Origin of the sequence: Bacillus sp. CH140a_4T (assembly GCF_008923725.1) — a bacterium.
Classification (GTDB): domain Bacteria; phylum Bacillota; class Bacilli; order Bacillales; family Bacillaceae_G; genus Bacillus_A.
Genome location: NZ_WBPF01000005.1, coordinates 668,428 through 692,167, shown reverse-complemented (window position 1 = coordinate 692,167; position 23,740 = coordinate 668,428). Strand labels below are relative to the sequence as shown.

Below are 23,740 nucleotides of genomic sequence, written 5' to 3'. Positions count from 1 at the left end.
AAATAGTCCAATATATATCCGTTACTATATAAAATTATTTGTATAATAATAGGTGAGAACTATTTTCAAAGAGGAGGTGTATAGTTAATGAAGTTAGTTATTCCGAAGCAACACGGTGCATGGGCCATGCTCGTTATACCATTTCTATTAAGTGTCATTCTTGGGAAACCTACTATGTATCATATTCCATTGTTTTTAGCATGGTTCTTTATCTATTTAGCTACGTATCCGTTTCTTACGTACATAAAGCAAAGACGAAAAAAAGAGTATTTACATGCAGCAATTGTATATTTTCTCATTGCGTTCGTATTTGGGATGATTTCTCTATTATATGAATGGCGCATTCTTTTATTCGTAGTAGTAATGATTCCATTATTTATTGTAAATATGTATTACGCTCGTCAAAAAAATGAAAGAGCATTACTAAATGATATTAGTGCGATTATTGTTTTCTGTATTGGCGGTTTAGTTAGTTATTATTTTTCAATGAAACTCATAGATAAAACAGCACTATTTATTGCGCTTATATCATTTTTATATTTTTTAGGAAGTACGTTTTATGTGAAAACGATGATTCGTGAGAAAAATAATCCGAAGTATCGTTTTATATCTTGGGGTTATCATATTCTGTTAACGATAATCGTGTTTGCTATCAATCCATGGTGCTCTCTTATCTTTATACCGAGTGTCATTCGAGCAATTATGCTGTATGGTAAAAAGATTTCTATTATAAAAGTAGGGGTTTTAGAAATTGCTAATTCTGTATATTTTTTAATTATAACGGTAATAATTATGAAGTATGCCATTTGAAAAAGCTTCCCACCTTATGATGGGAAGCTTTTTCAATCTTGTTCTAAAATATGAACCGTGTAATCACAGCGCTGAATAGCTTGTTCGATCGCATAAAGGGATTGCTCAATACGTGCGCGATTAAAATCTTTTTCAACAGTCTGTAGCGCTTCTTCTAAACAGTGTTTTGCTTCTTGTAAGGATTGAAAAGAATCTTGTACATATCCGCGAGCATTTTGATGCATTTCATACTCCTCCTTAAATATTCATATATGTATAGTATGAACAGTAAAGAAGAAAATATTATTTGTTATATTTATTTGACAATTAAAATGAAATTACGTATAGTAAGAATTAAGTGAATATTTTCTTATCCAGAGAGGTGGAGGGACTGGCCCGATGAAACCCAGCAACCGCGATGCAGGTGCTAATTCCAGCAGAACATATTTGTTCTGGGAGATAAGACGAAGATATATACGTAACTTCTTCTTATCGGAGAGGTTTTTTTGTTGCAAAAAAACCGATTACGAAAATTTATATTAAGAAGAAAGGGGTTGCGAAGTACTGTGACACTCGAAAAATACGTAAAACTGCGTAGTACAGTTTATGAATATATGATAGAGCAAGATAAGCCAATATCATTGTTAGATATTCAAGAACATATCGTTTCGCATCATGAAGGAAAATTCACGAAAAAGATGTTACATCAATTTTATTTATCAAGACTATTAGATGAACTGAAACTGGATGGGAAAATTACATTAGCTGATGAATATCTCTATACTGAAAAAGGGGTATTTTATAAGGCGGGAAAAGGGAGCTAAGCTCTCTTTTTTTTGAAGTATGTAGAGTAAAAGACTGCTTAAGCAGCCTGATACAGGGAATGGTGTTGAGTGTGTAGTGTCAAAGATTGAATGTGCCTGAAAGAGGCACTTCATATCGGCTGCAAATGAAAAGAGACACCTTCGCCGAATAGGTGTCAGTCGTTTTGTCATATAGACTTGCTATTTGACAGTTATTAGAATAACATGCAGTGGCTCTAGAAGTCAAAAGGGAATTAAAGGAAGAGGTGTTGTTATGTACGCTTACTTATTACATGATATAACGAAATGGATTCCTAAGTACATTATGGATAAAGGGTATGAATATTATGAAGAGGGACATGTAGAAGATGTTGAAATACAAGACAAGAAAATATTTGCTTTCGTTACTGGAAATGCAGGAAACTATGAAGTAATTATTGATCTTGAAGATTTTACAGAAAGTAGCTGCGAGTGTCCTTATGAGAATCTTTGCAAGCATATGGCGGCAGTTGTTTATGATATTCAAGGTGCTGGTGAAAGTACGGTGAAAGAGAAACTGAAAGATTTAGACAAGGAAGAGTTGCTTACAGTATTAAACCGTTTATTACAAAGTTCGAAAAACGTGCAAATTGTAGAGACGATGTTAAATAAGGGGAAACTTTAACTTATAGAGGGAGTTGTTTTGTAGTGAATGTACTAATTGTATACGCTCATCCTAGTCCTTCCAGTTTTAACGCGGCGATTTTAAAGCATGTGCAAAAAGGATTACAAGAAACAAATCATTCGGTTACGGTACTTGATTTATATAAGGAACAATTTGATCCTGTCCTTGTATTTAATGAAGAGAAGAAAAGACGTGATCTAGTAAATGAAGAAGAGACAGCTAGGTACAGAAATTTAGTGGAAGAAGCGGATACGCTTCTTTTTATATATCCAATATGGTGGTGGGGGATGCCTGCTATTTTAAAAGGGTTTATTGATCGCATTTTCGTTGCTGGATTTGCTTATAAATATGAAGGTGCCCTGCCGAAAGGTCTATTGAAAGGAAAGAAAGCGTGGGTGATTAATACGTTAGATTCACCGTTATGGTACGTCGCCCTATTATATCGATCAGCAGATTGGATTATGATGAAAAGAGGGGTTTTACGTTTTTGCGGCATTCGTGATATAAAACGATCTGTTTTTCAATCTGTGAAAACGAGTAAACATGAGAAGCGGGAAAAGTGGTTATTACAAATAGAAGAAAAGGCTCGTACATTATGAATGAAATGGAACGTATTATAAAGTGTTGTCAGTATGATAACGAACTTTTTCGCTCATATATTAATTGCTTACTTCAATTGAAGAAATGTAGTGAAATGTTTCAACAAATGAAGATTCAATTAAGAAATGATTATTTAATAAGAGGAATTTGTGAAAGAGAAGTTGATGGGGTAGTGAGAGGAAGTAAAGAATATGATACATATTTTCTTCCTAAAGCGTTACAGTGGAATTTCTTGAGGGAAAATCCACATCTAATTGAAAAAGTATGTGAAGATTTTTTTGCATTTGAGGCATTAAATCTTACGGACATAGAGTGGAAGATGATTGTAAATTGCATGGGAAATAAAGTGAAACTTTAATCAGTGGGGGGTGTTTTCTCCCACTGATTATTAGTTGAACCAATCGGGCATTTACAGGCAGTTGATCTCCCGCCTAACTGCTTTGCTTCAACTGGATATAGGTGGGAGTTTTACTGCCGGTTAATGCGGAGTAAATAATTTATTATGTAAAAAAGCTAGTATAAAACTAGCTTTTCGTTTAGATAAATAAGAAACATAGACTAATGATAAATCCTGCATATAGTAAGTTCACAACGCAAAATCCCATAATATCACGAGCACCTAAACCCGCTATCGCTAATGCTGGTAATGCCCAGAAAGGTTGAATTAAATTTGTCCAAGCATCGCCCCACGCAATTGCCATTGCTGTTTTTGCAGCAGGTACACCAAGTTCAGCGCCAGCTGGAATCATAATGGGTGCTTGCACAGCCCATTGACCGCCACCAGACGGAACGAAAATATTAACGATACCAGCACTTAAAAAAGTAAAGAGCGGGAAAGTCGTTTCGTTTGAAATGCTAATAAAGAAATTCGAAATAGCTCCTCCAAGTGAAAGTCCTTCACTATTTGCTCCAATCATCATTCCCATAATTCCAGCATAAAACGGAAATTGAAGTAAAATACCAGAAGCACTTTTTGTAGAGTCTGAAAAAGCGCGAATATATTGAATCGGAGTACGGTGGAAAATAAGTCCAGCAATTAATAACATAAAAATCACGATATCGAGAGTAAGGTTAAAGCCTTTCGTATAAAAGTAATTGAAAATATAAATGAGACCTAACAATCCAACGCAAAGTGTAATAATGATGCTATTTTCCATTTTCTCAGCGAACGTATTGTTTCCTACTTCTTGGGCGGCAGCTTCTTCATGGAATACGCTAGGATCTACAGTTATCGTATGTTTTTCATCTGGATGCATCGCTTTATTAATGAGAGGCATCGTAACGAGAAAAATAATAACTGGCACGAGTGCGTATGGTGAGAATAACGTTTCTGTTATTGGAATTGCTTCTTTAATACTGCCAGCTGTCGTTTTAATTAACGTTTCACCGCCAGTTGCTAACGTAAGAGGAATAGAAGCAGAAAGCCCCGCATGCCAAATGAGAAATCCAGAGTAAGAAGAGGCAATGGCTAGTCTATAATCTAATCCTTCCAGCTGCCTTGCCACTTCTTTTGCATATAAAACAGATACAACAATACCAAATCCCCAGTTTATGTATGCCCCTAGTAAACTTACGATTGAAATGGCAATAATACCTTGTCCATTCGTTTTCGGTAGCTTTGCAGCTTTCGTTAATCCTTTTTTAATAAGAGGCGCGTTTGCTAAAGCAGATCCTGTCACGAGTACAAGTGCCATCTGCATAGAAAAGGCGAGTAGTCCCCAAATTCCATTACCCCAATGATTAATCATTTCCACAGGTGTTTGGTGCGTTGCAAACATGCCGAAGAAGATAACGAAGACAGTTAATAAACATGATAAAATAAACGGTTCTGGCAAGAAACGTTGCACTAAGGCGACGCAACCATTTGTAAAAGAACGAAACAAAATAGATCAACCTCCTTATGTATATGTATTACAATTATTCGAGGTTGTTTGGATGATAACCTTCAAAAGATGGAAAATTCTGAAATTTATAGACGACTTTCTCAGAACAGTACCTTAGTTAAAAAGGGCTCTGCAACACCTCATTGAGGGCTTGTTTTAAATCCTCGGCTGATAATTGCTGATTATTTATTAAAGGGACATAACTAGAGGAAGTTCAAAATAAAGTGATTCACTGGTGCTGTTTATCCCACAATGGCTAATATTGTACGCTTGTTTTTTTTCAAAATCATTGCCGAATACTAGACACTATTATCTTCACGTTCTATTAAATTGTGCACTAATCTTAGCGTTGGATTTAAGTGTCCTTCTCCACCAATATTGATATAAAGTGCTTTTTTCATTTTTATCCTCTCCAGTAAATGTAGTGTCGTAAAAAAGTGTAGATTGAATTGGGCTTTGTCTATATGATAAAGGTCGAAAGTTAAAAATATCTGTTTTATTGATGCTATCCTTAAGTTTGAGATTTGTTTTTTAGATAACTTGATGCTACCTCTTATTGACATGTTATACTACTCTGCGTTACTATATACATGTACTAAGTAATACAAAATACCTGTGATACATAGTACTGGGTAATATCTCAGAAATGTTGAAAGGGGTGCTTCAAATCATTAGCCGTGGTGCAACTTATGGCTATGAAATCACGCAGCAGCTATGAGCGCTGGATTGGAATGACATTGTGGAGGGAACAATCTACATCATCACGATGTGGCTCGAAAAAATAAACTCGTGTATATGGAGAAAGACATTCATTATAGGCCCACCACACAAATTTTATCGACTCAATGAAGTTGGCCAATAAAAACTAGATAATTTCTGAACTAAATAGAACATTATCCCAAGTAAAATAAACGAATTAACAGCCAAACATAGTGTACCGGACAAAATGGGTACTTTACTATAAGACATACAAAGTGATGTAAAATCGTCATTTTGATAAGCAATTTCATAAATTCACCAATGTAATTAAATGATAGAACTTTGCTGAATAGCTTAGTATTTTAAAGGAGGAGACTATAATGAATTTTTTAGAAAAAATCACTGGCAGCGATATGACTAAAAATATGAAAAATCTTGAAGCGAGAGTAAAAGTCTTGCCAGCTGAATACCAAATTGTTTGGAAAGAAATCATAAATAATCTCTGGATTCATGGAGATTTTTCCGGTCGTAATTTAATGCCAATTTTTGATAGTGTTCTTGAACTGCTTGAAGTTACATCAGCAGACGGACAGAGCGTCGAAGAAGTATTAGGAGATGATATAAAAGACTTTTGCGCAGCGCTTGTTGGTGAAGAATGTGCAAAAACTTATAGAGATAAATGGCGTGACAAACTCAACAAGAACGTAGCAAGAAAATTAGGGGGACTGAAATGAGTATCAAAAAAATCATCGAAGGAAAAAGGGAATGGAGAGCTCATATTTTGCGTGTTAAATCGCTTCCACAAGATTACCAAATTGTATATAAAGAAATCCAAAAATACCTCTTCAAAGTCGGTCCTGTTGAACTAAACGAAGGTATAGGACCGCTCTCGGAAATTCTCAGCTTTTTTGAAGAAGGCGCAGCTAATGGGAAGGGTGTGCTTGAAGTTACAGGAACAGACGTTGCTGCTTTCTGCGATGGACTGATTGAAGATTCAAAAACTTATGTTGATCTCTATCGAGAAACGTTCAATCAAAAAGCCGATCAGGAAATGAAAAAATAGAAGGATTAAACAAACTTTCAAATCAGCAGGTGGGTGCAATGATTCAAAAATAAAAATCTATAGAGGTTTTGCTACATCGCTATCAAATGAAGATTTTGCACTACCTATAGAGCGAAAAAGACGTTATCCTTTCTGTAGAATCATAGGAAAGGATGGCGTTTTTTTATTGTATAGGGGTATCCCTGAAAATATAGGGTGCTACAATCTCTAACTATTGTTATATATATTTCAAATGGAATGAATGTATTGGAGGCTTCTAATATGCTTACCAAAGTAATGCAAATTCGACTTAGAAAAGGTGAATACAATCCATTTCTGAAATTATGCATTGAGGTATGTAAAGATTTAGGTGTCACATTAAGTGATTTATTTTTATCGTTGTGGGGGGACACCAAAACCTCAGGGTGATGGGCATGTGGTTCTATTCCATCATCAATCTAGCAAAAAAATGTTCTCCCTCTAATATGTAATATTGCATATAAAAATGAATTGATGCAAATGCAAAAGCTTATTATAATGAAAGCATAAATATACAACACATCTTAATACAGCAAAGAGGAGGAAGTAATATGGAAATCGCAATGGCAGTTTTAAAATTTTTAGGTGGAGTAATTCCTTTAGTTCAAGAACTTTTAAAAGCGTTTATGTAAGTTTATTAGTTAGCAATCATTATTATATCTTACTAAAAAAGAACGGGGTGATTTTTCTGAATAATAAGAAAAATACCAAAAGAAGAAAGTTCCTTACATGTTTATTAGTTAGTCTGTGCACTATTAATTATTCATCTATTTCCTTCGCAGAAACACAAATCGGTAATGCAATTGATGTAACCAAAAATGCTAGTGGTATTGATACTGGTATAGCAAATCTTAAATATAATAATCAAGAGGTTTTAGCTGTAAATGGTGATAAGGTAGAGAGTTTTGTTCCGAAAGAAAGTATCAATTCAAATGGTAAATTTGTAGTAGTGGAACGCGAGAAAAAATCAATTACAACGTCACCAGTCGATATTTCGATTATTGATTCTGTAGTGAATCGCACGTATCCAGGAGCTGTACAACTTGCCAATAAAGCTTTTGCAGACAATCAACCAAGCTTATTAGTGGCTAAGAGAAAGCCTTTGAATATTAGTATAGACTTACCTGGCATGAGAAAAGAAAATACAATCACTGTCCAAAACCCGACATATGGTAATGTGGCTGGAGCAGTAGACGATTTAGTATCTACTTGGAATGAAAAGTATTCCACAACACATACGTTACCTGCAAGAATGCAGTATACAGAATCTATGGTTTATAGTAAATCACAAATCGCAAGTGCTCTTAATGTTAATGCTAAATATCTTGATAACAGTCTAAACATTGATTTTAACGCGGTTGCAAATGGAGAGAAAAAAGTGATGGTGGCGGCATATAAGCAAATATTCTATACCGTAAGTGCTGAACTACCTAACAATCCATCCGATCTATTTGATAATAGTGTTACTTTTGATGAGCTAACTCGTAAAGGAGTAAGTAATTCAGCTCCACCTGTTATGGTTTCAAATGTAGCTTATGGTAGAACGGTTTATGTAAAATTAGAAACAACATCTAAGAGTAAAGATGTACAAGCTGCTTTTAAAGCTCTACTTAAGAATAACAGCGTCGAAACGAGTGGACAGTACAAAGATATTTTTGAAGAAAGTACCTTTACTGCTTTCGTATTAGGCGGAGATGCGAAAGAGCATAACAAGGTTGTTACAAAAGATTTCAATGAAATCCGAAATATCATTAAAGATAATGCTGAATTAAGTCTTAAAAATCCAGCCTACCCAATTTCATATACAAGCACTTTCTTAAAAGATAATGCAACTGCTGCTGTTCATAACAATACAGATTATATCGAGACGACAACTACAGAATATTCAAGTGCTAAAATGACACTTGATCATTACGGTGCTTACGTTGCTCAATTTGATGTATCTTGGGATGAATTCACATTTGATCAAAATGGGAAAGAAGTACTAACACATAAAACATGGGAAGGTAGTGGCAAAGACAAAACAGCTCATTACTCTACAGTTATCCCTCTTCCACCAAATTCCAAAAATATAAAAATCGTAGCAAGAGAATGTACAGGTCTTGCATGGGAATGGTGGAGAACAATTATTAATGAACAAAATGTTCCGTTAACAAATGAAATAAAGGTTTCAATTGGAGGAACAACATTATACCCAACTGCTAATATTAGTCATTAGGTTGGAGTGAAGCGCCCTGTTTATAGGGCGCTTTTTTACTTGTTTGAAAGAATATCGGCGTTTTTAGATGTATCATAATCAATTCGCAAATCTTGTAATCATATTTTTTAATGGCTGTACCAATGTTTTTAATGATTGCATTCCCCATTATTAAATCCCCATAAATGTAGCCTATCTTAGGTTGAGAGTGATGCATGGTGCCTCCATGTATATAAATGCATTTTGTCGAAATTATTAAAAAGGGGAATTTTTCTATTTGAAGAACTAATAATTGATTGTCAATATGTATTAGAAATCTCAATCTAAACTAAAGGAGAACAAAATGGGACAAAACAATAAGGGCTTTTCTGAAACAGGATTGCGCAAAATGCGCAATATATTGGCGCGGCATGTCGATTCTGGAAAGATTCCTGGGCTCGTCGCCTTAGTCAGCCGAAACGGCGAGACGCACGTCGAAGCGCTTGGAACAATGAGGCATGATGGTGGTGCACCAATGCGTCGGGACACGATTTTTCGATTGGCGTCCACTAGCAAGCCAATCGCAGTTTCACCGGTAATGGTTTTGCTCGATGAGTGCAAACTGCATTTAGACGACCCAGTAGACAAATGGCTACCGGAACTCGCCGACCGACAAGTGTTGAAACAGCCCGATGGCCCGCTAGAAGAGACCGTCCCAGCACGGCGTCCTATCACTGTACGAGACTTGTTGACCTCAACATTCGGGCTCGGAGTGGATCTCACGTTGATGGGTTCTCCAATCATGAACGCGTTCTTCGAGAGTGGGATATTCGACACGCCAGGGCAGGATATGCCCGATCCAGATGAGTTTATGCGTCGCTTAGGTGCACTTCCGCTAAGCTATCAGCCCGGAGAGCGGTGGCAGTATCATATCAGTATAGAAGTAATCGGCGTTCTTGTTGCCAGGGTCACGGGTCAGACGTTCGAGTCGTTCTTGCACGAACGCATATTTGATCCACTAGGAATGAAGGACACTGGATTCTACGTACCTCAGCTCAAGATTGACCGGCTTCCACCAGCCTTCAACCCCAATCCGCAGACAGGTGAATTCATCGTGTGGGATGAGGGAGCGGGTGGACGTTACAGCAAACCTCCAGCATTCCAAGCAGGCGGTGGTGGACTGCTTGGAACCGTCGACGATTATCACGCGTATTTGCAGATGCTTTTGAATAAAGGGATGCACGGTACTAAACGGATCCTGTCTAGGCCCGCAGTCCAGCTGATGACCACCAACCGTCTTACTCCGGAACAACAAGTATACCGAGACGATTTGGCCAAAAATAACGTCCATTTGTCGTTCGGACAAGGGATCCAAGGTGGCTGGGGCTTTGGGATGGCGGTGCGTACCTATCTTGGAGACTACGCGTCTATTGGTCAATTCGGCTGGGATGGTGGAACCGGTACTTCAGCTTACGCTGATCCAGATAAACAGTTTATTGGAATTCTGTTCACCCAGGTTGGGATGTCCACTCCGGCCCCATCGCATCTTATCCAAGACTTCTGGACTACGGCCTATCAAGCAATCGAAGACTAGGGTACGTTTAAAGGAAAACACCAAGACGGATAGATAATCATAGGCTTGATGGCCACGATCGACACCATGGTTAAAAGTTAGGATAGGACCGTGTTGGAAGTACTGCGGTAACAGTTGGGCATTATTAATAATAGCACAACAAAAAATCCTCTTGGATGTAAGAGGATTTTTTTATTGGGAATAGTAAGGACGAGAGGAGGTGCATTACATATGGGAAAAGGTAGAAGTAATAATGCTGGTAAAAAGCAACCGAATTTCAATGATTCATCTAATTTCGCTAAACAAAGCCAACCGACAGAAAAGAAGAAGAAGTAAAAAAAGGATCTCTCTTGATAAAGAGAGATCCTTTTTTTAATATATTGACGTTTCGGCACAACATATCGATTGCTCAACCAAATAGTCATTATAGTCATTCATGCAAGGCTTAAACTCCTTCGAGTGGAAGTTAATTTAATATTATTGTCCTGCTTTTTATAATGCTTATTCACGTTTACCTTATTTAAAAAGCCAATAAAAAAGACACGTTTCCTAAATAAACGAGCTCTTAATGGAGTATTATCTTTATTTTGAGCATTTAATAAAATTCTCCAATTTATATTTTACTCTAATAGTCTATGAAATTTAATTAATTAAATGTAAAATTTACATAGTAAGTTATAAGAATTTATAAAGAACTTTAAATATATTATTCTACAATTAGGCCAAATTATAGAGTGCAAGTTCTACTAGGTTTAAAACTATTGAGAGACATGAGGAGAGGATTACATTGACTATTTATGAGCAATTCATAGAGGCTCTTAAAGAGAAAATAGGCGATACTGTAACATCGGCAGAGATAAAGGACAGATTAATAACAAAATTTAATACGAAACCGGGGAGTATTAATCCTGCTGATTATTGTTATAACCGTTATAACAAAGGGAGAGCTGTTAATAAAAATCTGTTTATATATATAAATAAAAAAACTTATAGATATGTAGGTGAAAATTATCCTTATACAGGATTAGTTTTTCACAAACCTAAAGGGACAGATTGTGAATATGTTGTAGGTGAGTGGGATAATGGGAAACTTCTTTTTTATAAGGATAAGTATCAAATAGGAATCTCACAAATTAAAAAATTATATGAGGCATACTTTGAAATGTTACGATTTGAAATGAATGTTCTTGGTTGTAAGGCGACTGAATTAAGGCATCTTATAGGTCGTCTAGGTGAATTTTTTTGTGTTCTTTACACAAATGGTGAGCTATCCAAAGTGACGAATCAGCATGGATATGATGTCATTAAAGATGGGCGAAGAATAAGTGTTAAAACAACTGCCCAAGAAAATGGTTTTATCACGATCAATCAAAACACATTTGACCAATTGGATGACTTCTTCGTAGTTCAGTATAAGGATGATGATTTGAAAGTATTATTTTATGGGCCAAAGGAAGAAATTCCGGCGCTTAGACCATATGGAAATACTTATGAGGTTGATATAAATTCTTTAAAGAGAGTAGAAAAGACACTCCTATAAGGGTGTCTTTTTTATACTTTTTTTAGCAGAAGCAAGTAGCTCCAACGATGATTAATAAAATAAAAAATACATCTAATAAAGAAAATCCTTCAGAAAAACCGCAACTACCGCTAAATCCCATAATAGTTCTTCCTTTAATAAGAGGGAACAATAGGGAGATGCTCATGTATTTACATTCTAAACAAAAACATATTTGGAGCCACTTTGCGTTCTTATCATTAATTTTAACTTTTTGTTCAGGATTACAAGCTCTAGCATTTTGGACAATCCGTTTAGATTTCGATATTTCTTGGTGGATTCCTAATTTATATTTATTAGTTTACCCATGCTTCTTTTTAAAAAGCGTTTGGAGAGAGTGTGGATCGTATGAGACTAGCATGAGAAAAGAAAGAAAAGAATTCATGTAATATAGGAAAGATAGGACCTTTAAGCACATTCTAATTCTAGATGCTACAACATTCCAGCTTCTAGATAAGTTTTTTCGCTAGCCATACAGTAGTAGTCAAAACAATTTTCGAAATGAAGGTAGCCGATGATGCCTATGGTAAGGAAGCATCGGCTTGTATTATGTATATTGAGTTAGTTCACGTCTCTGGAATAATTGTAATAGCGACGGTCCGAACCGGAGCCTCTATTTCGTCATCTTTACTTTGGCTATTGTAGTATTTAATCATTAATTCGTTAAGTTCGTTTTGAAATTTTCCAAAGTGTTCCTCACCTAGCTTTAATTCTACTACAGAAAAAGTAGACTTATCTTCTTGACTGTTTTGTTCCTCTAATTTCTTAAGGTAACTTTGATATTGTGTCATAAGTGATAACTGATAATAGGAAATGTAGTTTAACTTTTCATCATCAGATAATCTTTTCCATTCACTTCCTTCAATTTTTGCATCTTCTTCATTGATTGCGTAATATTTTTCAGAAACAGATTTTACCTTTTTTTCTTTAATTACATGGACGATACCAGAATCAACCATAGTTTGTAGCTGTCTATATAGTGTTGCTTGTGGTACATTTTTAATGATTTTTACCATTTCTAATGGTGTTAGCCCATCTTCTTTATTTCTCATTAACACTTGGCAAATTTTCATTCTTACCGGATGCATTAAAATTTCAATTTTATTACTCATTATATCACCTTATGTATTGTTTTTTTATTCTCATTATAAATAATGAGAATAATGATTGCAATCCATCCATTTTTATTTTATCATTATCAATAATGATAATGAGATTTAAAAGGAGTGATAAAAATGCAACTGCATTATGGATGGAATGATCTTAAAGACATGGATATTATGGCGTTTCTCCCGATCATATTGCCGGTTATTGTAGTCGGGGCACTTTTAGTTTCCATTGCATTAATTGATTTATATCGACATAGAAAAACAAGAAAAAATGTACTTGTATGGTCGCTAATTATTATTTTCGTTAACGTATTGGGACCTATTCTGTACTTTGTTATAGGGAGAAAGGACGGTGAGAAATTATGAAATTAGAGATTAGAAATGTAACAAAATCATTTAAAGGAAAAATTGCTGTCAATAATTTCTCGATGGAACTGCAAACAGGGGAATGTGTAGGGTTAATCGGACCAAATGGAGCAGGGAAATCTACATTAATAAAAGTGATTTCAGATATTATTAATCCAGATGTTGGTGAGGTGTTATTGAATGGGATAAAAATATCAAAAATGAAAAGGGAAATTGGCTACTTACCGCAATACCCTAATTTTTTTCATTGGATGACAGCGCGAGAAACTCTTATGTTTATGGGGCAACTTTCAGGGATGAAAAAAGAAGTATTGTCAAAGTCGATACCAGAAATTTTGGAGAAAGTTGGATTAAGTGGAGAAGAAGGTTCAAAGGTGAGTACCTTTTCTGGGGGAATGAAACAAAGACTCGGTATTGCACAAGCATTATTACATAAACCTTCGCTTATTGTAATGGATGAACCAGTATCCGCATTAGATTCAATAGGCAGAAGGGAAGTATTAAATCTGATTGAAGAAATAAAAAAAGATACGACTATTTTATTATCAACCCATATATTGAGTGATGCAGAAGAAATCTGTGAACGATTTGTCATGATTAAAGATGGAACAAAGATAGAAGATACAACAATTACTGAGCTTTTACACCGCAATATTGAAAATAAATTAATCATTGAAATTACAGCTAAAGACCGAAAGTGGATTGACGTTGTAAAAAATTTTCCCTATGTGAAGGATGTAGAAGTGATTGGACGTAAAGTCAAAGTGAAGGTTGAGAGTATCGAAATAAATAAAAATATGTTACTGCAAAATGCACTCGAACATAAAGTGAACATCGTTAAATTTGAAATGAGCAACGATACTTTAGAAGAAATTTTCTTGAAATTGGTGGTGCAAAAATGAATAACTCAATGATATTGATAAAAAAAGAATGTGTTCAAATGTTACGTGATTTTAAGATCATTTGGCTACCAATTGTTTTTATATTTTTAGGGGCAACACAGCCAATAGTAACGCATTACTTACCATCCATTTTAGGAGCATTAGGTGGAGGACAGGGAATTACCATCGATCCGAGTATGACAGCACAAAAAGGAGGCGAAGTACTAGCGAGTACTTTAGGGTCTCAGTTTGATCAGCTCGGACTTATGATTCTAGTAATCTCTATGATGGGTGCCATTCAAACAGATAAAGCAAATGGTATGTTGGCCTTTATTTTAACAAGACCTGTTACGGTTACTTCATATATAGCTGGGAAAATTGTATCAAATTATGTAATAGTAGCGTTTAGTGTAACGATTGGGTACTTTATCTCTTATCTATATATTAACTATCTTTTTACTGCTGTTCCTTTTGCACCCATGATTACTGGATTACTATTGTATCTAATTTGGGTTCTTTTTATCGTATCTTTCACAATAATGATAAGTGCTATTTTTCACAGTCAAGGTATTATTGCATTAATTTCAATTGTTTTCCTTTTAGCCTGTAGAGTAATCGTCGGTTTGAGTTCAATAATAGATCAAGTTAATCCAGCTAGTATGAGCAAACATGCAATGGAAATGTTAGTCACGGGGGGAGTGGATACACCCGCAATAGTCAATGTACTATTAACGATTATGTGGATTTTATTGACACTCTTCGTAACAAATTATTGGATTGCTAATAAAAAATTCACGTATGAATAAGCAGAGGATAACCATGATAAGGGGATTTATAAAATAAGCACTCCAATAAGAAAAAGCTTCCACTATTGTGGAAGCTTCTCTAAATGATGTGCAATATCAATATACATATTTGAGTAAACTGAATGTATTTCATTACTTGGTGTAGCGTTAGAAGAGAAGTGGACGATGACCATATTTGCTTTCGGATCGATGTAAAGAGTTTGTCCGTAACTACCTAACACTTCAAAAGCACCTTGTTCATTGTGCGGTATCCACCATTGATTATGATAAGAAATGGAAGCCCCAGGGCCAACTGCAAGTTCACCTTCTTGGACATTTTTTATATCTTCAGTAATAGAAGAAGGGAGGATTTGTTTTCCGTTATATTCCCCGTTATTTAGTAGTAGTTGCCCGAATCTCGCCATATCTCTAGCAGTTGCATTTAAGCCTGCGCTTGCTTGTTCTATTTTTGTTTCATCTGTAACGTAATACGCGTTTTCTTGCATACCAATTTGAGACCATATGCGTTCGCTAACATTTTCTGCTAATGATTTACCCGTGATCGTCCGAATAACCCAAGCGAGCGTTTCCGCTGATCCGTTATCGTAAGAAAAATCGGAACCAGGCGGTGCAGTTTCTTCTGCTTCTCGTAACATATCATAAATCTTCATTGGACCTTCGTAGTTTTTGCCCCGAGGTAAAATATTGCTCGCTAAATATAGTTGTGCATCTTGATTTTCTAACGCTGGATGTTCATATCCGTGAGTAGGGTACTGTGCAGAAACTTGCATGTCCATTAATTGCTGAAGCGATGCATTACCGAACGGTGTATTTTTTAATTCTTTTATATATGTGTCAGCTGTTTTTTCTAAGTCAATACGGTTTTCTTCAGCGAGAGATTGTATAATTGCACCGGTAAAGACCTTTGCTAATGACGCCATGCCATGAGGTTTACTCTCGTTATATTCATTGAAATATCGTTCATAAACAAGCTGTCCATTATGTACAACGACAAAAGCATCCGTTTTGTTATCGTCTAAAAGTTTTTTTAGAGGAGTCGTTCCAAATCTACGCTCCACAGTAAAATCGTCTAAGTTTTGCGATGCAGTAGGGAAGTGGAAAACGTGATCCGGGTTATTTTTCACCTCGTTAATTAAAGTGAATTCTTTCATATGTGTATACGACCAACGTAAGTACGGGTCATCTAACCAATTTTTCTTCGTCACGTTATTTTTCGATGGGATTGTTTTATTATGTTTGAAGTATGTAAAACCAAGCCCTGTAATTACAAATATGAATGTGATTATGAGTAAGAGTAGGGGAGATTTTTTAAGTTTCATAGGGGTCCCTCCTTTTTATTTCTATTATAAGTATACGCTTCTAGTGAAAGAAATACAAAATAAGGAAAGTAAACGGGGAAGTTTACTTTCCTTATTCGTATTAAGCGGAAACTTTTCCGTCTGTAAGTTGTTTCTTGAATTTTTGTTTTCGTCCGTGTAATCCATAATAGAGAAGTAAAGTGAATGCAACGATAATAGCTGCGATAAAATACATATTATGATAACTTGATTTCGCTGCGACGATACCTAGAATGAAAGAACCAAAACCGAGACCACTATCAAAGAATGAGAAGTACGTAGCTGTCGCAGAACCTCGTCGATGGTTTGCAGCGGCAGAGATCGCAATCGTTTGGAAACTTGGAATTAATGTTCCGTAACCTAAGCCGATTAACATACCTGCACCAAGGAACCAAAACGGAGTTTGCGCTTGACTTAAAATGAACATCCCGATTGTGAAGATAATGATAGCTGGGTAAACGAGTACATTTTCACCGAATCGATCAAAAATCTTTCCTGTAAATGGACGAGAAATTACAACAACGAGTGCGTATACAATAAAGAAGTAACTAGCAACTTCTCCTAAACCGATCTCTTTCGCATAAATAGGAATAAAGGATAAAATACCACTATAAGAAAAGGCTAAAACAAATCCTGTCAGAGCGATCGGAATAGAGGATGGTTCAATTAAGTCCTTCCATTTCATTTTTTCTCGTTTTTGTTTGCTTACAGGCACTTCATGCGGAATATTTACAAGTAGTCCTAATAAAAATGCAAGCAATGAAAATACGGAACAAACGATAAATAGTACAGTAAATGAAAAATGAGAAATGATTGTTAAACCTAAAAAAGGACCAATTACCATCGGCAAACTCATGAATACGCCGAAATAGGCAAGTGCTTCGCCTCTTCTATGAGCTGGCGCAACATCTGTGACAATCGTACCAGTTGCAGTTGTTGCCATACCGAACCCAATACCATGCAAGAAGCGAAGGGCAAGTAATAAAAATAAACTTTGTGCACCGAAATACATAACAGTAGCAGCTAAAAATAATGACAGTGAAATAAATAAAATTTTCTTTCTCCCTAATTCATCGAGCCATTTTCCTGTAAATGGTCTACATAAAACAGATGAAATAAGAAAAACAGTTGCAACTAAACCAATTTCCTCAGGTTTTCCTTTTAGACCGTCTATTACATAGACAGGCAGAGTAGTCATAAGCATATAAAATGTTAAGAAGAGAAATAGACTACTAAAACAAGTTCCGAGGAAATCCTTCGTCCAAAGTTTTTCACTTTGCATCGTCATCCCTCCAATTTAATCTAAGTTTTTAATAATTTGTTGTAACACTTGAAATGCTTGATGTAACTCATCTTCGTTAATACCATCTAGCGTTGTTTCTTCAAAAGTATCAACTTCTTCTTGCCATATCGGAATCATTTTTATCGCTGTTTCTGATAAAGAAATGAGTTTCTCACGGCGATCTTTTCCTTCAGTACGAATAATCCAACCCATCGTTTCCATACGTGTTAGCGTACGAGTCATCGTTGGTGATTCAACATTTAAGTACTGGCACAATTCTGTTTGCGTACAAGAACCAGTTTGATTAATGCGGAAAATAACAGCCCATTGTGCACTAAATAGCCCAGTTGGAGATACGCGTTCATTAAATTTCTTTGTGAATTTTCGAGAAGTCTGGCTGACAATGTGAAAAAAATGTTGTTTTTCGTCCATATAGTTAGATCCTTTCAAATTAGTTACCTAGCTAACTATATCCTTTTTTATTATAATTGTCTAGTAATAGACATGTTGATTTATGTAAAAAATTCGTATAGCTTTTTTGTTGAGAACGTATATTCTGCATGTTATTCTTTAAGTAAGTAAAGAATTTTCTTTCTATTAAAAAGAATGGGGGAACTTGTGATGATTAAGCCTGCAACAATGGAGTTTGTTTCACTATCGAACGGAGAAACGATTGCGTATCAGGAAGTTGGAAGGCAAAATACAGAAATTCTTGTACTCATTCACGGGAACATGACATCGTCACAACACTGGGATTTAGTTATTGAAAAGTTGCAAGATCAATACCATATTTACGCTCTTGATTTAAGAGGGTTTGGCCAATCAACATATAATCAATCGATAGATTCATTACACGACTTTGCAAGAGATGTAAAACTATTTATCGATCAATTAAAATTAGAGAAATTTTCATTAATGGGCTGGTCAATGGGCGGTGGCGTTGCGATGCAATTTACAGCGAATCATCCAACGTTTGTCGAAAAGTTAATTTTAGTAGAATCAGTGGGCATGAAGGGATATCCAATTTTTAAAAAAGATATTAACGGGCAGCCGATCGTATCAAGTTTAGTAAAGACGAAAGAAGAGATTGCTCAAGATCCCGTACAAATTGCGCCAGTGCTAGATGCGATAAAAAATATGAATAAATTATATTACCGTACAGTATGGAATCTATTAATATATACACATAATCAACCTGAACCAGATCGTTATGAAAAGTATTTAGACGATATGTTAACGCAGCGTAATTTCGTGGATGTAAATTATGCGCTCATTACATTTAATATTTCGGATGAACATAACGGAGTTGTAGAGGGAAATAAGAAAATTCATCGTATTAAAGCTCCGACACTCGTCATACAAGGTGACAGAGATTACGTCGTACCGCAAGTAGTTGGTGAGGAATTAGCAAAACATTTGCCGAATGCAGAGTTGAAAGTATTGGAAGATTGCGGCCACTCGCCGTTTATTGATTGTTTAGATGTATTTATAAAACATGTAGAGGATTGGTTAGAATAGAAACAATCCCCGAAATGAAAGGTATTAGGGGAGATTATCAATGCATCATCCGTTCTTCATTGCACATTCGCCATATAATCATCATGTATATACAAAAATGATGATAGCTCCGCTGTATATGCAAGTTTCACCAGCTGTAGTTCCTTTACAACTGCAATACCCGCAGCCACCAATCGCTAGTGCACAGCAATACGCGTATGAAACTGCTTTTTATAAACATCCGTATTTCAAGCAATTCCATAACAATGTGAAAGCACAAGTTTGGGAAGGATAAGAAGCTAAAAGATTCATTCTTTTAGCTTCTTTTTAATTGCGAATATTCGTACACGCATTTGCAGAAACAGTTTATAATGAAAGGTGGAAAGCGTGAGAAGGAGAGGGAAAGAGATGTCGATGCGTTTTACGTTTTGGATTATGGTTGGAATTGTAGCAATCTCAGGTTTATCACAAGGGATGCTTTTACCGGCCATTGCAATGATTTTTGAACAAGAAGGGGTTAGTTCAAGTATTAATGGTATTCATGCGACGGCATTATACATTGGAATATTATTTATTTCACCGTTTCTTGAAAAACCGATGCAAAAGTTTGGAATGAAGCCAATTATCGTTATTGGTGGGTTTCTCGTTGTTATATCATTATTCTTTTTTACACAAACTTTTTCATTTTGGGTATGGTTTATTCTTAGATTTCTAGTTGGAGTCGGAGATCATATGCTTCATGTCGGAACACAAACATGGATTACGACAACATCAGACCCGAGTAAAATTGGTAGACAAGTATCGATATACGGTGTATTCTTCGGAATTGGTTTTGCCGTTGGTCCGTATTTAGCGAGCACTGTTCAGTATGGTCTTGCAACACCATTTATGATATCTACTATACTTTGCTTAATAGGTTGGCTTTTACTACTGCCAACGAAAAATGCATTCCCGGCGCAAGATGAAAGAGAAGTGAAGAGTGAATCATCATTTTCTCGTTATAAACAAGTTGTTGGATTAGGATGGATTGCGTTACTAGGACCACTTGCATATGGCGTACTGGAAGCTATGTTAAATAGTAACTTACCAGTATACGCGCTTCGTAAAGGATGGTCTGTTTCAGATGTATCCTTCTTATTACCAGCGTTTGCAGTTGGGGGCATTATTACACAAATTCCACTCGGTATATTAAGTGATAAATACGGAAGAGACCGTATTTTAACGTGGACGTTCAGCGTAAGTACGGGAATTTTCCTACTGGCAGCAGTATTTGACCAATATTATTGGATCGTCTTTGCCTGTATGTTGTTAGCAGGTATGGTCATTGGATCGTGCTTCTCATTAGGTCTTGGATTTATGACAGATTTATTACCGAGGCACTTATTACCAGCAGGTAATATATTATCTGGAATCGCCTTTAGTTTAGGAAGTATTATGGGACCTGTATTAGGAGGCGTATTTATAGAAAAAATACAGTATACAAGCTTTTTTATTGCGGTTATGATTATAATGGGAATTCTCGCAATGTTATATATCGTCTACATGAAGAATCAATTCGCATCAAGAAAAATAGAAAGTAGGTTAGGGCATGACAAAACAACCTAATAAAAAGAAATTTGAAGTACTCGAAAACGAAACAATTACAGATTGCTTAGCACGTATGGAACAAGAAGGCTATGCACCGTCCCGTCGTATGGAAGAACCAATCTTTCATGAAGTGAAGAAAAACGGTAAAACAGAAGTTGAACCGTGCGGTAGAAAGATCGTCTTTGAGGGGAAATTGAAATAATAAATTATATAAAAAGAATTTGCTTTGGGGTACAAATAAGATAAAATATATAGTCACATAAAAAAACGCTTTTGATTTCAATATCAATAGCGTTTTTATTTTTAACAAATATATAGATCAAAATGAATTTCTGCTTGAATGTAACTAGCGAAATCAATAATGTTTTTTTGTAAATACATTGCGGGTGATTCGTTATTCTCCACTTGAATCACTACCATAAAAAGAAACTGTAAATCAAACTTCTTCTTGAGATGTTTTAATTGTTCTGTTTTTCCTTCAAGAGATTTTAGAATAACATGCAACTGATTATTTACATCGTATGATTCTTGGTATCCAGTGCTTAAAGTCCAATCCGTCTCTTTTCTATATATGATTTTGGTGGATACAAGATTCGGATTATCACGTTTTGCAACAACATCACCTTTTTTATAAGTTCTTGTAGGCTCGATACTTAGGACGTCGGTAATTACTTCAACAGGGAATATATCACCCGTTATACTAAAATAAGCCATAACTTTGGTTTTATCCAGAATGGTTCCTCCTCTATTATTAAGATGTTAATCTTATTACATTATAAAATTTATGAATGTAAATAGAATTTTTATCCTGCTATTTGTGGGGCAGTAAAGCTTCTAATGGGAGGAAAGTAGGTGAGAGCCAATTGTCCATAAAAGCATGATTAGTGTGGGGGAATAAAACCTCACTAGTTTCATTGTATTGAATTCCGGTGTTGGGACATTAGTTAAAGATGGATACCTATACCTATACCTTTGTAGGAAAGAACAATTATACAAAAGTAGGATGCTTAAAAATATATTAATTTGTATGATAAAAACAAAACATATTTTTAAAAATCAGAATGTAGGGGAGGAAGAAATATATAATGATACAAAGCATATATGAAACTCATTTACATGTAAGAAATTTAGAAAAGGCGATAGAGTTCTATCAAAATAAGTTAGGCTTAACAGTAGCAAAAAAACTATCGAATAGACGAGTTGCGTTCTTTTGGGTAGGAGAAAGGAAAGAGCAAATGCTCGGATTATGGGAAGTACATAGTAATGAAGATTTTGAGATGAAACACTTCGCTTTTCGTGTAGATTTAGAGTTTTTAAAGACTTCAAAATTGTGGTTAGAGAAGCGTGGAATAGGGGTAGTAGGGAGTCAGGGGAAAGGGAATCGAGAGCCAATTGTCCAAAGGTGGATGCCAGCTGCAAGCGTATATTTTCTAGATTGTGATGGAAATAAATTAGAGTTTATTTCTATGTTATATGATGATCCAGATGAATTAGAATATGCAACGTATTTAAGTGAATGGGATGCTGAGCATCAAGAAAAATAAAGTTTAATCAGTGGGAGCTTTATAGATTTGTACTATGTAAAATAGATAGGAATACAATAAAATCCCTCAAGAAAAAGCGTGTTCTTGAAGGATCTTTTTATACTTTATATATTTATATAGTTTGTAACTTAATAACGATCTTCAGCTTTAGATATTTCAGCGCGTTGAATATAACCATCAGAGAAGCTGAAATAAAGAGAATAGCTTCCTCGTTTATATATAAAGCCTTGACTAGTCATATCCTCTCCGATTAAATCGGGCTCACCAAACCATTCTTTTAATTCGTGGATAGGGATATCCATTTTCACCCATATATATCTTGCGTCCGAAGGGTACATATCAATATAATAATCTCCGTATACCGCTATATTAGGTGCATCACATTCTGTACAAGGTGCTTGCTTTAAAACATCAGGCACACCAAATTCTTTTTTTACTTCAGATATATCTTTACGCAATGTATTTAATGTAAATGGACCAAACGTCCCATTCTGTAAAGCGGTTGTTAACATTTGTTTCAATTCTTCTTTTGAATTGATGTTGAAATTATAATCTCTGTTTTTTGCTATTGCATTATATAAAAATTGTGCATACTGCTCACGCTTTACAATCGTATTTCCAATAAAATTACCTGACTCGTCACCTTGTGCTATGCGGTTGCTACGCACTGCATTTACAGATTCATAGGCCCAATGACCTTTTGGTACATCTTTAAAGTTCCCTTGTCCTTTTAATTGTAAATGAAATGCTTTTTGTAATACTACTGCCATCTCATAGCGAGTTAATACATCATCTGGACGAAATGTACCTGTGCCATCACCTTTCATAATTCCAGCTTGCGCAATGGCTTTAATATCTTTTTCAAACATATGATTTGTAATATCACTAAACATATTCCCTTGTTTATCGTCTGCTTTTAAACCTAAATATCGATTGACTAAAGAAGCTACCTGTCCTCTAGTAACGTTGTCCCCAAAACCAAATTTCCCATTTCCATATCCCTTATAAATCCCTGCTGAAGCTAAGTAATCGATAGCAACTTTTGACCAGTGGTCCTTTGGTACGTCTGTAAATACAGTGTCATTATTGCTAACTGCCTTATAGCTCTTTTCATTACCGTTTGTTTTCGTAAGTGTTTCTGCATTTACCGTGCTTACCATCGTTGTAGTTGCTAGTGCTGCGGTTAGTACGAAGCCTAAAAACTTTTTAACTTTACTTGTTTTTCTACCCATTTGTGAACCCCCTTGTTATAATCACGATGTAAACATTTAATATAATTTAATGTTTACATCGTGATTATAACATGTAATTAATGAATATTTACCATAAATTTCTATGAAATAAATGTCTATTTTTCTAACCTGCATGAAACTTAATCATCCTATTTATAAATCCATTCAACAAAAGCATATAAACTCCTTTTCGCTATTTGTGAACAGTAAAACGTGTCTTTTTTCAATCTACGATAGAAGACAGAACGTATATTTGGTATAATCAAAACATAC

27 protein-coding genes, 2 pseudogenes and 1 riboswitch are annotated in these 23,740 nt (G+C 35.4%); of the genes and pseudogenes, 20 read left to right on the top strand and 9 right to left on the bottom strand.

Translation table 11 applies throughout. The features are described 5' to 3' along the window. Positions 1-87 precede the first annotated feature (87 nt). On the top strand, positions 88-810 hold the full coding sequence (locus tag F8162_RS04595) for a YwiC-like family protein (protein ID WP_151634580.1): 723 nt from the start codon (positions 88-90) through the stop codon (positions 808-810). Positions 811-842: 32 nt separating this feature from the next. Here the strand turns inward: F8162_RS04595 and F8162_RS04590 are convergent, their stop codons facing one another. Further along, positions 843-1,034, bottom strand: a complete 192-nt coding sequence (locus F8162_RS04590) for a hypothetical protein (protein ID WP_000554029.1) — start codon at positions 1,032-1,034, stop codon at positions 843-845. Between the two features lie 122 nt (positions 1,035-1,156). After that, positions 1,157-1,255: riboswitch (SAM riboswitch) on the top strand. 40 nt (positions 1,256-1,295) lie between these two features. On the opposite strand from F8162_RS04590, the gene F8162_RS04585 reads away from it, so the two are divergent. The 4 genes from F8162_RS04585 (at position 1,296) to F8162_RS04570 (ending at position 3,214) form a co-directional block, all read left to right on the top strand. Beyond that, positions 1,296-1,613 (top strand): hypothetical protein, encoded by a 318-nt coding sequence (locus tag F8162_RS04585; RefSeq protein WP_002096439.1) that lies wholly within the window; start codon positions 1,296-1,298, stop codon positions 1,611-1,613. A 253-nt stretch (positions 1,614-1,866) separates the two neighbouring features. After that, positions 1,867-2,256, top strand: coding sequence for an SWIM zinc finger family protein (locus tag F8162_RS04580; protein WP_151634582.1), 390 nt, complete (start codon positions 1,867-1,869; stop codon positions 2,254-2,256). 23 nt (positions 2,257-2,279) lie between these two features. Further along, on the top strand, positions 2,280-2,855 hold the full coding sequence (locus F8162_RS04575; RefSeq protein WP_151634584.1) for an NAD(P)H-dependent oxidoreductase: 576 nt from the start codon (positions 2,280-2,282) through the stop codon (positions 2,853-2,855). Then, positions 2,852-3,214, top strand: coding sequence for a group-specific protein (locus F8162_RS04570; protein ID WP_151634586.1), 363 nt, complete (start codon positions 2,852-2,854; stop codon positions 3,212-3,214). The genes F8162_RS04575 and F8162_RS04570 overlap by 4 nt, the downstream gene beginning before the upstream one ends. Before the next feature lie 178 nt (positions 3,215-3,392). Here F8162_RS04570 and F8162_RS04565 read toward each other — a convergent pair whose 3' ends face one another. Continuing rightward, positions 3,393-4,739 (bottom strand): short-chain fatty acid transporter, encoded by a 1,347-nt coding sequence (locus F8162_RS04565; RefSeq protein ID WP_000490004.1) that lies wholly within the window; start codon positions 4,737-4,739, stop codon positions 3,393-3,395. Between the two features lie 628 nt (positions 4,740-5,367). Here F8162_RS04565 and F8162_RS29030 point away from each other — a divergent pair. From F8162_RS29030 to F8162_RS04520, 6 genes and pseudogenes are all read left to right on the top strand, one after another. Next, a pseudogene (locus tag F8162_RS29030) lies at positions 5,368-5,598 on the top strand (helix-turn-helix transcriptional regulator); the annotation flags it as partial. A gap of 220 nt (positions 5,599-5,818) precedes the next feature. Then, the gene (locus F8162_RS04545; protein ID WP_151634588.1) at positions 5,819-6,172 is read left to right on the top strand and encodes a DUF1048 domain-containing protein; all 354 of its coding nucleotides are present in this window, start codon (positions 5,819-5,821) and stop codon (positions 6,170-6,172) included. After that, positions 6,169-6,501: a DUF1048 domain-containing protein gene (locus F8162_RS04540; protein WP_151634590.1), complete on the top strand. Its 333-nt coding sequence runs from the start codon at positions 6,169-6,171 to the stop codon at positions 6,499-6,501. The genes F8162_RS04545 and F8162_RS04540 overlap by 4 nt, the downstream gene beginning before the upstream one ends. Positions 6,502-7,198: 697 nt before the next feature. Continuing rightward, positions 7,199-8,737: an anthrolysin O/cereolysin O family cholesterol-dependent cytolysin Alo gene (alo, locus tag F8162_RS04535; RefSeq protein WP_151634592.1), complete on the top strand. Its 1,539-nt coding sequence runs from the start codon at positions 7,199-7,201 to the stop codon at positions 8,735-8,737. 322 nt (positions 8,738-9,059) lie between these two features. Continuing rightward, a complete protein-coding gene (locus tag F8162_RS04525; protein WP_151634596.1) occupies positions 9,060-10,289 on the top strand; it encodes a serine hydrolase domain-containing protein in 1,230 nt (409 codons plus the stop codon). A 766-nt stretch (positions 10,290-11,055) separates the two neighbouring features. Then, on the top strand, positions 11,056-11,808 hold the full coding sequence (locus F8162_RS04520) for a DUF6998 domain-containing protein (RefSeq protein ID WP_151634598.1): 753 nt from the start codon (positions 11,056-11,058) through the stop codon (positions 11,806-11,808). 22 nt (positions 11,809-11,830) lie between these two features. Here the strand turns inward: F8162_RS04520 and F8162_RS04515 are convergent, their stop codons facing one another. Beyond that, the gene (locus F8162_RS04515) at positions 11,831-11,929 is read right to left on the bottom strand and encodes a YjcZ family sporulation protein (protein ID WP_151634600.1); all 99 of its coding nucleotides are present in this window, start codon (positions 11,927-11,929) and stop codon (positions 11,831-11,833) included. A 43-nt stretch (positions 11,930-11,972) separates the two neighbouring features. Here F8162_RS04515 and F8162_RS04510 point away from each other — a divergent pair. Next, a pseudogene (locus F8162_RS04510) lies at positions 11,973-12,215 on the top strand (DUF5360 family protein); the annotation flags it as partial. 177 nt (positions 12,216-12,392) lie between these two features. On the opposite strand, the gene F8162_RS04505 reads toward F8162_RS04510, so the two are convergent. Continuing rightward, positions 12,393-12,938, bottom strand: a complete 546-nt coding sequence (locus F8162_RS04505) for a transcriptional regulator (protein ID WP_151634604.1) — start codon at positions 12,936-12,938, stop codon at positions 12,393-12,395. Between the two features lie 123 nt (positions 12,939-13,061). On the opposite strand from F8162_RS04505, the gene F8162_RS04500 reads away from it, so the two are divergent. Genes F8162_RS04500 through F8162_RS04490 form a run of 3 tightly spaced genes read left to right on the top strand, consistent with a single transcriptional unit; the run spans position 13,062 to position 14,988 of the window. Beyond that, positions 13,062-13,301 carry a PLD nuclease N-terminal domain-containing protein gene (locus tag F8162_RS04500; RefSeq protein ID WP_151634606.1) on the top strand — a complete coding sequence of 80 codons (240 nt, stop codon included), beginning with the start codon at positions 13,062-13,064 and terminating at the stop codon, positions 13,299-13,301. Further along, a complete protein-coding gene (locus F8162_RS04495; RefSeq protein ID WP_151634608.1) occupies positions 13,298-14,203 on the top strand; it encodes an ATP-binding cassette domain-containing protein in 906 nt (301 codons plus the stop codon). Before F8162_RS04500 ends, F8162_RS04495 begins: the two co-directional genes overlap by 4 nt. Beyond that, a complete protein-coding gene (locus F8162_RS04490) occupies positions 14,200-14,988 on the top strand; it encodes an ABC transporter permease (RefSeq protein WP_151634610.1) in 789 nt (262 codons plus the stop codon). The genes F8162_RS04495 and F8162_RS04490 overlap by 4 nt, the downstream gene beginning before the upstream one ends. A 62-nt stretch (positions 14,989-15,050) precedes the next feature. On the opposite strand, the gene F8162_RS04485 is transcribed toward F8162_RS04490, so the two are convergent. From F8162_RS04485 to F8162_RS04475, 3 genes are all read right to left on the bottom strand, one after another. After that, complete coding sequence (locus F8162_RS04485) at positions 15,051-16,307, bottom strand: serine hydrolase domain-containing protein (protein ID WP_151634612.1); 1,257 nt, start codon at positions 16,305-16,307, stop codon at positions 15,051-15,053. A 100-nt stretch (positions 16,308-16,407) separates the two neighbouring features. Then, on the bottom strand, positions 16,408-17,607 hold the full coding sequence (locus F8162_RS04480; protein WP_151634614.1) for an MFS transporter: 1,200 nt from the start codon (positions 17,605-17,607) through the stop codon (positions 16,408-16,410). 15 nt (positions 17,608-17,622) lie between these two features. Further along, positions 17,623-18,039, bottom strand: coding sequence for a MarR family winged helix-turn-helix transcriptional regulator (locus F8162_RS04475; protein ID WP_151634616.1), 417 nt, complete (start codon positions 18,037-18,039; stop codon positions 17,623-17,625). Between the two features lie 174 nt (positions 18,040-18,213). Between F8162_RS04475 and F8162_RS04470 the strand changes: the two genes are divergently transcribed. The 4 genes from F8162_RS04470 to F8162_RS04455 all read left to right on the top strand — a co-directional run bounded on the left by F8162_RS04470 (position 18,214) and on the right by F8162_RS04455 (position 20,893). After that, positions 18,214-19,125, top strand: coding sequence for an alpha/beta fold hydrolase (locus F8162_RS04470; RefSeq protein WP_151634618.1), 912 nt, complete (start codon positions 18,214-18,216; stop codon positions 19,123-19,125). Positions 19,126-19,165: 40 nt separating this feature from the next. After that, complete coding sequence (locus F8162_RS04465) at positions 19,166-19,399, top strand: hypothetical protein (protein WP_151634620.1); 234 nt, start codon at positions 19,166-19,168, stop codon at positions 19,397-19,399. A gap of 113 nt (positions 19,400-19,512) precedes the next feature. Further along, positions 19,513-20,709 carry an MFS transporter gene (locus tag F8162_RS04460; RefSeq protein WP_151634622.1) on the top strand — a complete coding sequence of 399 codons (1,197 nt, stop codon included), beginning with the start codon at positions 19,513-19,515 and terminating at the stop codon, positions 20,707-20,709. Next, positions 20,693-20,893 carry an NETI motif-containing protein gene (locus tag F8162_RS04455; RefSeq protein ID WP_000166305.1) on the top strand — a complete coding sequence of 67 codons (201 nt, stop codon included), beginning with the start codon at positions 20,693-20,695 and terminating at the stop codon, positions 20,891-20,893. Before F8162_RS04460 ends, F8162_RS04455 begins: the two co-directional genes overlap by 17 nt. Before the next feature lie 101 nt (positions 20,894-20,994). On the opposite strand, the gene F8162_RS04450 is transcribed toward F8162_RS04455, so the two are convergent. After that, complete coding sequence (locus F8162_RS04450; RefSeq protein WP_151634624.1) at positions 20,995-21,405, bottom strand: DUF4279 domain-containing protein; 411 nt, start codon at positions 21,403-21,405, stop codon at positions 20,995-20,997. 371 nt (positions 21,406-21,776) lie between these two features. Between F8162_RS04450 and F8162_RS04445 the strand changes: the two genes are divergently transcribed. Beyond that, the gene (locus F8162_RS04445) at positions 21,777-22,235 is read left to right on the top strand and encodes a VOC family protein (protein WP_151634626.1); all 459 of its coding nucleotides are present in this window, start codon (positions 21,777-21,779) and stop codon (positions 22,233-22,235) included. A 128-nt stretch (positions 22,236-22,363) separates the two neighbouring features. Here the strand turns inward: F8162_RS04445 and F8162_RS04440 are convergent, their stop codons facing one another. Next, positions 22,364-23,467, bottom strand: coding sequence for an S-layer homology domain-containing protein (locus F8162_RS04440; protein WP_151634628.1), 1,104 nt, complete (start codon positions 23,465-23,467; stop codon positions 22,364-22,366). Between the last annotated feature and the right edge of the window lie 273 nt (positions 23,468-23,740).